16 protein-coding genes are annotated in these 11,868 nt (G+C 42.5%); 12 read left to right on the top strand and 4 right to left on the bottom strand.

From position 1 onward, the window contains the following. Positions 1–3 precede the first annotated feature (3 nt). Complete coding sequence (efeO, locus tag QT716_RS05485; protein ID WP_317935041.1) at positions 4–855, bottom strand: iron uptake system protein EfeO; 852 nt, start codon at positions 853–855, stop codon at positions 4–6. 247 nt (positions 856–1,102) lie between these two features. On the opposite strand from efeO, the gene QT716_RS05480 reads away from it, so the two are divergent. From QT716_RS05480 to QT716_RS05450, 7 genes are all read left to right on the top strand, one after another. Further along, positions 1,103–2,353 (top strand): Y-family DNA polymerase, encoded by a 1,251-nt coding sequence (locus tag QT716_RS05480; protein ID WP_317935040.1) that lies wholly within the window; start codon positions 1,103–1,105, stop codon positions 2,351–2,353. Between the two features lie 34 nt (positions 2,354–2,387). Continuing rightward, positions 2,388–2,717 carry a YolD-like family protein gene (locus QT716_RS05475; RefSeq protein WP_317935039.1) on the top strand — a complete coding sequence of 110 codons (330 nt, stop codon included), beginning with the start codon at positions 2,388–2,390 and terminating at the stop codon, positions 2,715–2,717. Between the two features lie 84 nt (positions 2,718–2,801). Continuing rightward, positions 2,802–4,556: an ABC transporter ATP-binding protein gene (locus QT716_RS05470; protein WP_317935038.1), complete on the top strand. Its 1,755-nt coding sequence runs from the start codon at positions 2,802–2,804 to the stop codon at positions 4,554–4,556. Further along, a complete protein-coding gene (locus QT716_RS05465) occupies positions 4,556–6,334 on the top strand; it encodes an ABC transporter ATP-binding protein (RefSeq protein WP_317935037.1) in 1,779 nt (592 codons plus the stop codon). Before QT716_RS05470 ends, QT716_RS05465 begins: the two co-directional genes overlap by 1 nt. 150 nt (positions 6,335–6,484) lie before the next feature. Next, positions 6,485–7,195, top strand: a complete 711-nt coding sequence (locus tag QT716_RS05460; protein ID WP_317935036.1) for a cytochrome c biogenesis CcdA family protein — start codon at positions 6,485–6,487, stop codon at positions 7,193–7,195. A gap of 20 nt (positions 7,196–7,215) precedes the next feature. Beyond that, positions 7,216–7,539, top strand: a complete 324-nt coding sequence (locus QT716_RS05455) for a thioredoxin family protein (RefSeq protein WP_317935035.1) — start codon at positions 7,216–7,218, stop codon at positions 7,537–7,539. Beyond that, positions 7,536–8,063 (top strand): CcdC family protein, encoded by a 528-nt coding sequence (locus QT716_RS05450; protein WP_317935034.1) that lies wholly within the window; start codon positions 7,536–7,538, stop codon positions 8,061–8,063. The genes QT716_RS05455 and QT716_RS05450 overlap by 4 nt, the downstream gene beginning before the upstream one ends. A 22-nt stretch (positions 8,064–8,085) precedes the next feature. Here QT716_RS05450 and QT716_RS05445 read toward each other — a convergent pair whose 3' ends face one another. Then, complete coding sequence (locus tag QT716_RS05445; RefSeq protein ID WP_317935033.1) at positions 8,086–8,508, bottom strand: DUF2621 domain-containing protein; 423 nt, start codon at positions 8,506–8,508, stop codon at positions 8,086–8,088. Positions 8,509–8,634: 126 nt separating this feature from the next. On the opposite strand from QT716_RS05445, the gene QT716_RS05440 reads away from it, so the two are divergent. The 5 genes from QT716_RS05440 (at position 8,635) to QT716_RS05420 (ending at position 10,746) form a co-directional block, all read left to right on the top strand. Further along, positions 8,635–8,856 (top strand): DUF1659 domain-containing protein, encoded by a 222-nt coding sequence (locus QT716_RS05440; protein WP_317935032.1) that lies wholly within the window; start codon positions 8,635–8,637, stop codon positions 8,854–8,856. Positions 8,857–8,879: 23 nt separating this feature from the next. Further along, entirely contained in the window at positions 8,880–9,101 is a 222-nt protein-coding gene (locus tag QT716_RS05435; protein ID WP_317935031.1) for a DUF2922 domain-containing protein, read from the top strand. 118 nt (positions 9,102–9,219) lie between these two features. Beyond that, positions 9,220–9,360, top strand: a complete 141-nt coding sequence (locus QT716_RS05430) for a YvrJ family protein (protein WP_398292498.1) — start codon at positions 9,220–9,222, stop codon at positions 9,358–9,360. A 108-nt stretch (positions 9,361–9,468) separates the two neighbouring features. Then, positions 9,469–10,056: an SCO family protein gene (locus QT716_RS05425; protein WP_317935030.1), complete on the top strand. Its 588-nt coding sequence runs from the start codon at positions 9,469–9,471 to the stop codon at positions 10,054–10,056. 24 nt (positions 10,057–10,080) lie between these two features. After that, positions 10,081–10,746, top strand: a complete 666-nt coding sequence (locus tag QT716_RS05420) for a lytic transglycosylase domain-containing protein (protein WP_317935029.1) — start codon at positions 10,081–10,083, stop codon at positions 10,744–10,746. A 38-nt stretch (positions 10,747–10,784) separates the two neighbouring features. On the opposite strand, the gene QT716_RS05415 is transcribed toward QT716_RS05420, so the two are convergent. Together QT716_RS05415 and QT716_RS05410 are read right to left on the bottom strand one after the other, a co-directional pair. Further along, complete coding sequence (locus QT716_RS05415; RefSeq protein ID WP_317935028.1) at positions 10,785–11,039, bottom strand: GlsB/YeaQ/YmgE family stress response membrane protein; 255 nt, start codon at positions 11,037–11,039, stop codon at positions 10,785–10,787. Positions 11,040–11,132: 93 nt separating this feature from the next. Continuing rightward, positions 11,133–11,678, bottom strand: a complete 546-nt coding sequence (locus tag QT716_RS05410; RefSeq protein ID WP_317935027.1) for a cysteine hydrolase family protein — start codon at positions 11,676–11,678, stop codon at positions 11,133–11,135. Positions 11,679–11,868 lie beyond the last annotated feature (190 nt).

The raw sequence follows: 11,868 nt of genomic DNA, 5'->3' as shown, positions 1-11,868 counted from the left end.
TTCTCACTCCATTACGATGCCCATCATGCTTAATGGTTCACCAAGTTGATTTACTGCATCGGCTAATTCCTTCGTATCTTCTTTCGTCAATTCCTCGTAAGAAATATACCCGCCGTTTCCATCTTCATGCTTAGCAAGAAGTGTGTTTAACGTTCCGAATTTCTTCGTTAAATCAGTTGAAAGCGTAGCATCTTTTTGTTTAATGACCGGTTCGAAAATGCTGAAAATCTTTTCTGCACCTTCCACGTTCGCTTTGAAATCATATAAATCGGTGTGAGAAAAGATCTCTTCTTCACCTGTAATTTTGGATGTCGAAACTTCGTTTAGCAAGTCGACAGCACCTGTAATCATTAAATCTGTACCGACTTCAACCGTTTCAACACGTGCGCGTAATTCTTTTGCGTCTTTTAGCAACTGATCGGCAACGTCTTCGTAGCCTTCTGTTGTTTTGTCGACCCATAAACCGTATTCAATTTTATGGTAACCAGACCATTGTTCTTCTCCTTGACCTTCGTCTTCCAAATCTGCAAGACGTGCATCAATGCGGGGGTCTAGATCTCCGAAGCTTTCGGCAATCGGTTCAGAACGCTCAAAGTACATGCGGGCGAGAGGATAGATCGCTTTAGCTTCGTCAATCTTGCCTTCTTTCACGGCATTGACAAATTTTTCTGTTTCTACAACGAATTGGTCCATTTGTTCTTTTGCAAATTCTTTGTATGCATCTGTTTCTTGTTGAAGATCAGTTGGAGCAACGGCTTCGGCTGATTCTTTCTCAGTTGCTGTCTTGTCAGCGCCACATCCTGAAAGAATAAGACCCGTAGCGAGCATTGAAGTGAGTAAGGCATGAGATTTCATATGATAATTCCTACTTTCCGGCTTTTTCTCAATGATAATCATTATCAGTATGTCAAGTCAACAGTTTTTTGCAGGAAAGCATGGCATTTTCGTGTCCTATCACGATGATAACGCGTTTTCCAAAAAAATTTCCAGTAATTTCATCGCAGAATCTCAACGTCTCATTGCAATTGGAAAGGAATGGCTGTTGTATATCGGGTTTGTTCAACATATAATAAGGGAACAAATGTTCTTAGGAGGGGACGTAATGGACCAATTACCCGAACGTAAAATTATCTGCCTGGATATGCGCAGTTTTTATGCCAGTTGCGCAGCTGCAATCGAAGGATTGGACGTAATGGAAACGCCAATTGCAATTATCGGAAACAAAGAGCGAAAAGGCGGTGTTGTGCTCGCCGCTTCGCCTCCCCTGAAAAAACGTTTCGGTATTAAGACAGGCATGCGGCTTTTTGAAATTCCGGATGATCCTTCCATTCAGCTCATTGAACCGACTATGGAATTTTACATCAAAGTCTCTATGGAGATCACTCATTTGTTGAACCAATATGTACCTAAAGAAGCGATTCACGTGTATAGCATCGATGAAAGCTTTGTCGATTTGGAAGGAACTGAGCGACTCTGGGGGCCGCCCCGTGAGACAGTCGCGCGCATTCAAAGTGACCTGCTTAGCCAATTCCAATTGCATTCTGCTTGTGGAATGGGGCCTAACATGCTGTTGTCTAAGCTCGCGCTCGATCTGGAAGCAAAGAAAACAGGCTTTGCTTATTGGGGATATGAGGACGTACCGGCTAAACTATGGCCAATCGCACCGCTTAGTGAAATGTGGGGGATTGGAAGAAGAACTGAACACACGTTAAATGAATTGGGAATTTACTCCGTAGGCGACCTTGCGCATGCCTCTTTATCCCAATTGGAAGAGAAATTCGGTGTGATGGGAAATCAGCTTTATCATCACGCCCATGGCATTGATTTGTCTGAATTAGGGGCGCCCCTGATTGAAGGGCAAGTCAGTTATGGGAAAGGCCAGATTTTGTTCAGAGATTACAAACGCAGAGAGGATGTACTCGCAGTAGTCCTTGAAATGTGTGAAGACGTGGCAATGCGCGCACGTACAGCACGCCGTGCAGGAAGGACGGTACAGTTATCGGTAGGGTATTCAAAAAACGCACTAGGAGGCGGCTTCAGCCGTTCTAAGTCACTCCCGGAAGAAACGAACGATACGATGAAGATCTATGCGCTTTGTACCGAACTGTTTGATACATTTCATGACGGCAGGCCGGTTCGGCAATTGTCACTCTCCTTATCCAATTTAGTGGAAGAGCATTCCATGCAGCTCAGCTTGTTTGATCAGCATAAATGGAAGAAACGAAAGCTGGGCGAGACGGTGGATGAACTCCGCAGTAAATATGGATCTGCTGCCGTTTTACGTGCAGTTTCGTATACCGATGCAGGAACAGCACGCCATCGGGCCAGTTTGATTGGGGGGCATGTGAAATAGAGAGACTTATTTAAATATACGAGGAGGGAACATCATGTTACAAGATCGCGGCAAGATTAAGTGGACTGCTTTAATGCTGCCCGAACATGTTGAGCGGTTGCGTTCATGGCAAGCGGAAGATTCGTTGAGGGTTCGTCGTGAACCCGATGAACAACAATTGGAAGAGTGGAACTACATCATTGCTGCTGCGATGGAAACCCATCAGCCTGTTACAATCACGCACTGGCAATCTGGACAACCGGAAACGGAAGAACTTCATATTCACTGCTTAGAACCTGAGAAGAGCCGATTGCGAGTGATGACGCATAACGGAGTAGCACGCATCCTATCTTTTTCCGATATTGAAATTGTATGTGAAATCTGATTACTCCGAGTCAATAACTATCCGAACGACGAAATTTCTGCTAAACTATTCAAAGTTCTACTATAAGATTGGCAGGGGAGATTATTGAACATACTCATTGACCTAGGTTGGTTTTTCAAACAACGAAAAAAGCAGTACATAATCGGGATTGTCACGCTTATTTTTGTTGCGCTGCTGCAAGTATTGCCGCCAAAAATCATCGGATATATTGTAGATGACGTTACTTCAGGCAGCTTAACTTCTGAGCAATTAACGAAATGGCTTGTGATTCTAGCTGTTTCCGGAGTGCTTATGTATATCTTCCGAAATATTTGGCGAGTCATGATTTACGGTTCATCCATCGTATTAGCTCGTACAATTCGAAAGCAATTATATGACCACTTTTTAAAAATGTCACCCGCTTTCTATCAAAAAAGACGCGTAGGCGACTTAATGGCACATGCAACCAATGATGTAAGTGCTGTGCAACAGACAGCTGGCATGGGTGTACTAACATTGTTTGACTCACTTTCAACTGGCGGATTTGTTATTTTAACAATGGCTCTGACTATCAGTTGGAAACTGACGTTAATTGCACTCATACCTATTCCTTTAATGATTGTGATGACACGATTCTACGGGAAATTACTACGTAAACATTTCCGTACAGCTCAAGAAGCGTTTTCAAGTATGAACGATAAGACGCAAGAAAGTATTTCAGGAGTAAAAGTGATTAAAACGTTTGGTCAACAAGAGGAAGATATTAAGGATTTTCAACAGCTATCTGAAGAAGTTGTAGAAAAAAACATGCGCGTCGCACGTGTAGATGCATTATTCGATCCGACAATCGGAGGAATCTTTGCAGTCTCTACCATTCTTTCATTCATCTTCGGTACTCGTTTCATTTTAGCTGGTGAAATGACAATCGGTGATATGGTCGCATTTAGTACATTTCTCGGTTTACTCACATGGCCGATGCTCGCTTTCGGATTCTTATTTAATATTGTCGAGCGAGGAAATGCATCGTATACACGGATTCGCAATTTACTGTCAGTAGATCCAGAAGTGCAAGACGTAGAAGAAGCTATCGATGAACGCCCTAAGGGAGAATTAAAAGTAGATATCGATTCCTTTACATTTCCTGACGATTCAAAACCAGCACTTCAAGATATTCACTTCTCTTTAAAACAAGGTGAAACACTTGGAATCGTTGGAAAAACTGGTTCAGGGAAAACAGCCATTTTGAAACTTTTATTACGAGAATTTGACGACTATAGTGGGCTCATTACCTTCGGTGGACATTCTATTCAACATTATCGTCAGCAGCGTCTTCGTGAATCTATCGGTTATGTACCACAAGATCATTTCTTATTCTCTACGACGCTTGCTGAAAATATCGCATTCGCGAATCCGACTGTTCAAATGGAAGAAATTCGCCTTGCAGCTCGCTTAGCTCATATCGATGAGGATATTCAAGAATTCTCAGAAGGCTATAAAACAATAGTAGGAGAACGAGGCGTGTCTTTATCAGGCGGACAAAAACAACGGATATCGATTGCACGTGCATTATTGATGAAACCGGAGCTCCTCATTTTAGATGACTCTCTTTCCGCAGTAGATGCGAAAACGGAAGAAGCTATTCTCCGTTCATTAAAAGAAACGCGACATGGAGAAACGACTATTATTACATCGCATCGGTTAAGTGCAATCCAGCACGCTCATAACATTATCGTGATGGAGCAAGGCCGAATCGTTGAAAGTGGAACACACACTGAACTGATGGCATTAGATGGCGCCTATAAAGAGATGTATGATTTACAGCAATTAGAAGCATCGGTTGAACAAGGAGGTGAGGCATAATGCAGGATTCGAATCGTAAAAGCATGTCTGCGAGTGAACAATTAGGTGTTTTCATCAGATTGCTTCGCTACTTAAAACCTCATAAATTGTCAATTACGATTGCTTTAGTATTACTAGTGATTACGATTACGGGAGGCATTGTCAGTCCGCTTCTCATTCAGTCGTTCATTGATAATCACTTGGTAACACTAGACTTTGAACGCACAAGCGTTGTTCGACTGCTGATTGCTTATATCATAGTCCAAATTACTATCGTTATCATTTCATACTTTCAGTCCTTACGATTTCAACGAATTGCACTACAAATTATTCAACAAATTCGTGTAGATGCCTTTACAAAAATCCATGGACTTGGAATGCGTTACTTTGACAAAACGCCAGCAGGTTCAATCGTCTCTCGCGTAACGAATGATACAGAAGCTATCAAGGAGATGTTTGTCAGTGTCATCGTGACCTTCCTACAAGCAATCTTCGGGATTGTCGGCGTTTACATTGCACTCTTTTCACTGGATGCAACCCTCGCCTTCTACTCGATGGCTTTACTTCCTTTATTCTTGCTGTTAGTTGCAGTCTATCGTTACTATAGTGCGGATTTCTATCAGGATATTCGTGAAAGACTCAGCCAATTGAATGGGAAAATATCAGAATCCTTGTCCGGAATGGGTATGGTACAAGCATTCCGTCAAGAACAGCGATTTGCTGATGAATTTAAATCCATCAACGACGGACACTATCGCGCAGGTCTTCGTAACATTCGATTTGATAGTGCTCTGTTAGGTCCATTCATAGATATCATGTATGCAGCAGTCGTTGTCTTCGCACTCGCATACTTTGGATTTACTTCTCTATCATCGGCCGTCGACGTTGGGGTCATCTATGCATTCACTACATTATTAAGACGTTTGTTCCAACCTATTCAACAAGTGATGAATCGGTTGTCAATTTTCCAGCAAGCCCTAGTATCTGCGTCACGTGTCTTTACACTGATTGACGAGCCGGACATGGAGCCTGTGCAGCTGCTGGAAAAGGACACAAAAATCACAGATGGAACTATCGTCTTTGAAGACGTAACATTTAGTTATGATGGCAAAACGGATGTGTTGAAAGATATATCGTTCACTGCAAATGCTGGTGAAACTGTTGCACTGGTTGGACATACCGGCAGCGGGAAAAGTTCAATCATCAACTTGCTTATGAGGTTCTATGAGTATGAACATGGTTCAATTACCATCGATGGGCGCTCACTGAAGTCCTATCCAATGGAGGAATTACGGAACAAAGTCGGGCTCGTTCTTCAAGATCCATTTATGTTTTACGGGGATATTGAAAGCAACATTCGCATGCATAACGAATCGATGACATTGGAAGACGTAAAAGCAGCATCGGAATTTGTCCAAGCAAATAAGTTCATTGAACAACTAGAAGGCGAATACGCTCACAAAGTGATGGAGCGGGGAGCAACCCTCTCAAGCGGTCAACGGCAGCTCATTGCATTTGCACGTACAATGGCAGTGGATCCGAAGGTGTTAGTACTTGATGAAGCTACAGCTAATATCGACACAGAAACGGAAATCGCAATCCAAGCCAGTCTACAAAAGATGCGAAAAGGCCGGACTACAATTGCCATCGCACACCGGCTAAGTACGATTCAAGACGCAGAACTGATTTTGGTGCTGCATAAGGGAGAGATTGCTGAACGCGGAACCCATCAGCAGCTTCTTCAATTGAAAGGCCTCTATTATAAAATGTATCAGTTACAAAATGGTCAAACGGCTTGACCTTAAGCTGTTTAGAAAACCGTACGCATAACATGTTGCGTACGGTTTTCTAATGTGTCATAAACTGTTCACAGACAAAAAGTACGTATTCGAAGTCGTGTTCTGATACGATGGATAGGAAAAAGAGAATATACTAAAGGGGGAAGTTCCGTGGCAACAGATGTGAACGTATTCCTTGCATTCGGCGCGGGTTTTTTAAGTTTCATCTCTCCGTGTGTACTGCCGCTGTATCCAGCATTCATTTCTTACATTACTGGGATGTCCATTGAAGATTTGAAGTCGGATGAAAAGCGGATGAACCGAAACGGAATGTTACATACGCTGTTTTTCCTTTTAGGATTTTCAATTGTATTTATTTTTCTTGGATTCGGTTCCTCATTCATCGGCCGTTTCTTTATAGAATACATGGATCTCCTACGGCAAATCGGTGCTATATTCATCGTATTATTCGGACTCATGGTAGTGGGGATTTTCACCCCGAAGTTTTTGATGCAAGAACGCAAACTACAGTTTAAAAACCGTCCATCCGGCTATTTAGGATCGGCTCTGATTGGACTGGCTTTTTCGGCAGGATGGCAGCCTTGTATGGGACCGATTATCGGTGCAATCATCGGACTGGCGGCTTCAAATCCAGGCTCAAGCATGCTTTACATGATGACATATGTCCTTGGATTTGCGATTCCATTCTTCGTGCTTTCATTCTTCGTAACGAGACTCGGATGGATTCGTCGTCATAACCGGACCATTATGCGTATTGGCGGAGTCTTAATGATCGCCTTCGGTATCTTGCTGTTCTTTGACGGTATGACATTCTTGATCAGCTTACTAAGTCCGATCTTTGGAGATTTCCAAGGATTTTAATCATTAGGGAGGCTGGAACAATGGATGAAATAACATCCTACGCTGCATGGCAGAAAATATTGTCACAACACGAAGCACTACTGCTGTTTGTTAAAACAGATCATTGTTCTGTATGCGATGGGCTGTATCCACAAGTGGAAGCCTATGAAAAGGAATATCCGTTTCCATTTCTTTATGTGAATGCAGCAAAAGTTCCTGAAATGGCAGGTCAACTTTCGTTATTTACAGCACCTGTTGTGTTGTTATTCAGACAGGGAAAAGAAACGACTCGTTTTGCCCGATTCGTTCCAATGGATCCGTTGGTTAAACGGTTAGACGAACTGAAGGAGGCGCTGGAAAAATGAGTCAACTTCAGGAACTGATAGATTTCGTTTTCACAAAAATTCCTTCCGTCTACTTAATTGTCGGATCCACAGTCGCCTTCTTCTTTATGGGACTGCTTGGTTTTTTTGTACGCTCAAGAGCAGCAGAGCGTCCGATATCACCCGTACGAATTATACTGCCGCCATTATTCATGTCTACCGGGATGCTGATGTTTTTATTTACACAGTTCCAAGTTCCATGGAGTCAAGTAATGGAGGCCGCTGTTGTAGGACTGATCTTTTCCACGATTTTAATTGCAACTACGAATTTTGAACATAAGAATGGTCAGTTGTTCGTCAAAAGGTCGAAAGCTTTCCTCTTTATCTTGGCGGGATTGCTGATTTTCCGGCTCGTTGCGAAATTGATTCTCAGCAGCTCCATTAATGTCGGCGAGCTAGCAGGTATGTTTTTCATTCTCGCTTTTGCAATGATCGTCCCGTGGCGGATTGGTATGCTTATCAAATACAACAACCTAAAAAAAAGAGAGAGACTCGCGGTCAAATGACCCGATCTCTCTCTTTTTAATGTTAAAAAAGGTGCTCGTACGGCGTCATATCGACGTCCATCGTCGCAAGCTTTTTCCGCAGAAACTTGTGATCCCGTTTCGGAGTCGCCACAATGTATCCTCTAATAATGTGATCGAATTCAATCTTTTTTGCATGCTCGTCCAATGCAATTTGACCAATACGACCCGCAATCTTTTGTTTTGCCACAGGGCGGAACAGTTCAGGAACCGGTTGAACCAGTTCATTCAGCAACGTTTTCGCTTCTTTGTTCCATAGATGAAGCGAACGATCCACGTAATACTCTTCCCAATCTAACGTCGATTTCCCATCTTCCTTCGGGAACACTTTCAGGAACTTACGGAACATGAAAAATCCACCGATTGCAAACAGCCCAATTAAAACAACACACCAAAATACAATAAACCAGATAAACCAGCCTGGCATAATCCGTTCACCTCTTTAAGACTCTATACATTCTCAATTGTACCCGTAAACTTAAAAACTTTCACGAACATTGTATCTCTTTCTACGAGATTCGTCTATCTAGACTGTGAAAGGAGGGGAACGCACATGGCAGCAGCACTCGAGTTTCAAACCGCAGTTGGTAAGATTACATTCATTGCAGGTTCAACACCTGAAGGACGTCAGATCCGCAAGACAAAGAGTTACCGCTTTGTTGAGCAAAACGTAACACCGGCCAATTTACAGATTGCACTTACTCAGCTTGGTCAACTGTCCGCAATGACCGCATTAAGTTACGAAAAAATTGTCACGTCTGAAATTACAGGCTAACCAAAAAAAGGAGGAGTTAACAAATGGCACTGACACTACAACTCGTATTTACGAAATCGGATGGGAAGGACTTTGTCTTAACAGTCGATGAACCGCGTCCCGGTCTCACACCAACTGAAGTCGAGACGGCAATGGAACAAATTATCGCTGCCAATGTCTTCAAAAAAGACGGGGACATCCTGACAGCTGTGAAAAGCGCACGACTTATCGACCGCTCCGTAGACGAGCTCGTCAACAATAAGTAACAGCGGCACGTCAAAAAGTCGATCCCTTGTCACTAAGACAGGGATCGGCTTTTTTAAAAGACACTTGTCAATAGACGCTATGCGAACCTGTTGAACATACGTAGAGGAGGCGAACGTGATGGAACAAATGATGGTACAAGCAATGGGATTCATCCAAGAAATTGGATTCCCTATCTTTGTTTCCTTCTATCTGCTCCACCGCCTGGAAACGAAGCTTGAAGCAATCCACGGAGCACTGGTAACACTAAAAGTGAAGTAGTCTTCACATAACAGACAAACAAACGCCAAACAACTCTTGTTTTCCGTGTTGTTTGGCGTTTGTTTGTCCGATATGATAAGGTAAACAATAGAGTTTGGGGGAAGTGTAATGAAGAAAAAGGTACTAGTAGTTGGCGTATTCATGATGGCACTTGTATTGAGTGCATGCTCCGGCGGGTTTAAAGCCGACCATCACTATAGCATTGCGCCATTCGAATTCACGAACCAAAACAATGAAAAAGTTTCATTGGACGATTTAAAAGGTGATATTTGGCTTGCACAGTTTGTATTTACATCTTGTACGACCGTTTGTCCGCCTATGATGTCCAACATGGCAGAGCTCCAGGAGGGCTTGGAAGACAAAGGCGTTGAAAATTATAAAATCGTATCCTTCAGTGTGGATCCTGAAGTCGATACTCCCGAAAAACTAGGGGAATACTTAACTAACTTTGACGTGCCGGATCCAGCTAAGTGGGAGATGCTCACAGGCTATAAAATGGAAGACATTAGCGATCTAGCTGTTAAATCATTTAAGATGCCGGTTATTGATGACCCGAACTCCGACCAAGTGATTCATGGTTCACGATTCGGACTGGTGAATAAAGAAGGAAAAGTTGTCAAAACGTATGCAGGTAATGTAGACGTTCCATTTGATACCATCGTTAAAGACATGAAAGCTTTAAGCAAAGAAGACTAACACTGACAGAAAGGGGAGGGACGGGTGAAGAAAAAGAAACGCAAGCTTACCGCGAAAGCGAAAATTTTAATGATCGCGCTGCTTATTCCTGTTTCAGCCGTCCTCTTTACTCTAACAGCAATTATATGGACAAGCATTCGTCATCCAGACGTTATTCAAAAATCTGCAAGTACACTAATCGACTTAACCGATCGTCATGGCGGATTGACAATTCCAGATGAATACATTCCCATTTACAAAGCTGCAGCTGAAAAATATGAGATTCCCTGGACATTGCTCGCTGCACACCATCGCGTAGAAACACGATTTTCTACAATGAAAACGATGGTCTCTCCGACTGGTGCAGAAGGGCATATGCAATTTATGCCGTGTACTTTTGTCGGTTGGGGCTATCCGGGGTGTACAGACTTAGGAAAAGGGAATATTCCGGAAGAGGACAAAACCAATCTTGACGTGATTGCGAAATACGGCGGTTACGGAGTCGATGGGAACGGCGATGGAATTGCAGATCCTTATAATTTGGAAGATGCGATTTTTAGCGCAGCTAATTATTTATCCCAAAGCGGAGCAGCAGATGGGGATATCGAGAAAGCAATTTTTCACTACAATCATAGTGATAAATATGTAGATGATGTTCTTTGGTTTTACAAAGAATTCGACGCACAGCAAACAAAACAAGCAAAACAATAAAAGGACTCCGCAATTTGCGGAGTCCTTTTATTGTTGAATTATGCTGCTTTACGCATAGCTTTCAAAATCAGGCTGACGATGAAGACGAGTACGACAGCACCGATAATTGACGGAACAAGATAAAAGTCCGAAACTTTAGGACCCCAAGATCCAAGTAGCATTCCACCAATCCATGCACCTACGATACCTGCAATAATATTACCGATAATTCCGCCTGGGATATCTTTCCCTAGAATAAGTCCGGCAAGCCAACCAATAATTCCGCCGATAATTAAGAACCAAATGAAACTCATTAGAAACACTCTCCTTTTAGCTATATAATATGTTGCTTGTAGTTATTGTAATAACCTTAAATGACCTATTTGAAACATATTAGCTAAAAAAAATTATCGAACTATGACGGCACCTAATGTATTTTCAAAATGGCGAAGCGCCCATTCATGGCCTGCTGCGTCAAAACTTGCTACACCTTGTTCATGGACAACTGTCGAAAATCCTTTATTGTAAGCATCGATAGCTGTATGCAAGATACAAATGTCTGTACAAACCCCGACGAGATGAAGCTCTTCAATACCGCGGGCGCGTAACCATATTTCAAGATCCGTTCCGCAGAATGCGCTATAGCGGGTTTTATCCATCCAGTAAATTTGTTCGTGATGATCGTGATACAGTTGTTTTAACGCACCGAACGGTTCTCTCCCGGCTGTATCGCGCAAATTATGCGGAGGGAATAGAACACTTTCTGGATGATACGGATCGTTTTTGTCATGGACATCTACCGCAAACACGACAGCTTCTGTTCGATCGATAAATTCTTTTGTTAACTGCTCGATGTAGCCTTCTAATACAATTCCAGGCTCCCCACAAGTCAACGCTCCATCTTTTGCAACAAAATCCACAGTATAATCAATGACTAATAATGCTTTCTTCACGCGCTTCACTCCTTCTATACATTGTTCTTCCATTATGCACAACACAGTAAAAAGTTGCATCTTTTCTTCTATTATAACTAGCAATCATGTTTCCTTATGGATTACTATAAATTTAATGTAATTTACTTATAGACTTTGCTGTTATATGATGGAGTAGAGAAAAGATGCTTATTTATAGAGCCTTTTCAGT

The organism is Sporosarcina aquimarina (assembly GCF_033253705.1).
Taxonomy (GTDB): domain Bacteria; phylum Bacillota; class Bacilli; order Bacillales_A; family Planococcaceae; genus Sporosarcina; species Sporosarcina aquimarina.
The sequence above is the reverse complement of the archived record's forward strand: the minus strand, read 5'-3'. Positions and strand labels throughout refer to the sequence as shown.

Excerpts from the sequence above, each read along its gene's own strand:
- QT716_RS05465 (WP_317935037.1), top strand. The coding sequence starts at position 4,556 with ATGCAGGATTCGAATCGTAAAAGCATGTCTGCGAGTGAACAATTAGGT.
- QT716_RS05430 (WP_398292498.1), top strand. The coding sequence starts at position 9,220 with ATGGAACAAATGATGGTACAAGCAATGGGATTCATCCAAGAAATTGGA.
- QT716_RS05445 (WP_317935033.1), bottom strand. The coding sequence starts at position 8,508 with ATGCCAGGCTGGTTTATCTGGTTTATTGTATTTTGGTGTGTTGTTTTA.
- QT716_RS05455 (WP_317935035.1), top strand. The coding sequence starts at position 7,216 with ATGGATGAAATAACATCCTACGCTGCATGGCAGAAAATATTGTCACAA.
- QT716_RS05450 (WP_317935034.1), top strand. The coding sequence starts at position 7,536 with ATGAGTCAACTTCAGGAACTGATAGATTTCGTTTTCACAAAAATTCCT.
- QT716_RS05435 (WP_317935031.1), top strand. The coding sequence starts at position 8,880 with ATGGCACTGACACTACAACTCGTATTTACGAAATCGGATGGGAAGGAC.
- QT716_RS05475 (WP_317935039.1), top strand. The coding sequence starts at position 2,388 with ATGTTACAAGATCGCGGCAAGATTAAGTGGACTGCTTTAATGCTGCCC.
- QT716_RS05440 (WP_317935032.1), top strand. The coding sequence starts at position 8,635 with ATGGCAGCAGCACTCGAGTTTCAAACCGCAGTTGGTAAGATTACATTC.
- QT716_RS05425 (WP_317935030.1), top strand. The coding sequence starts at position 9,469 with ATGAAGAAAAAGGTACTAGTAGTTGGCGTATTCATGATGGCACTTGTA.
- QT716_RS05480 (WP_317935040.1), top strand. The coding sequence starts at position 1,103 with ATGGACCAATTACCCGAACGTAAAATTATCTGCCTGGATATGCGCAGT.
- QT716_RS05415 (WP_317935028.1), bottom strand. The coding sequence starts at position 11,039 with ATGAGTTTCATTTGGTTCTTAATTATCGGCGGAATTATTGGTTGGCTT.
- efeO (WP_317935041.1), bottom strand. The coding sequence starts at position 855 with ATGAAATCTCATGCCTTACTCACTTCAATGCTCGCTACGGGTCTTATT.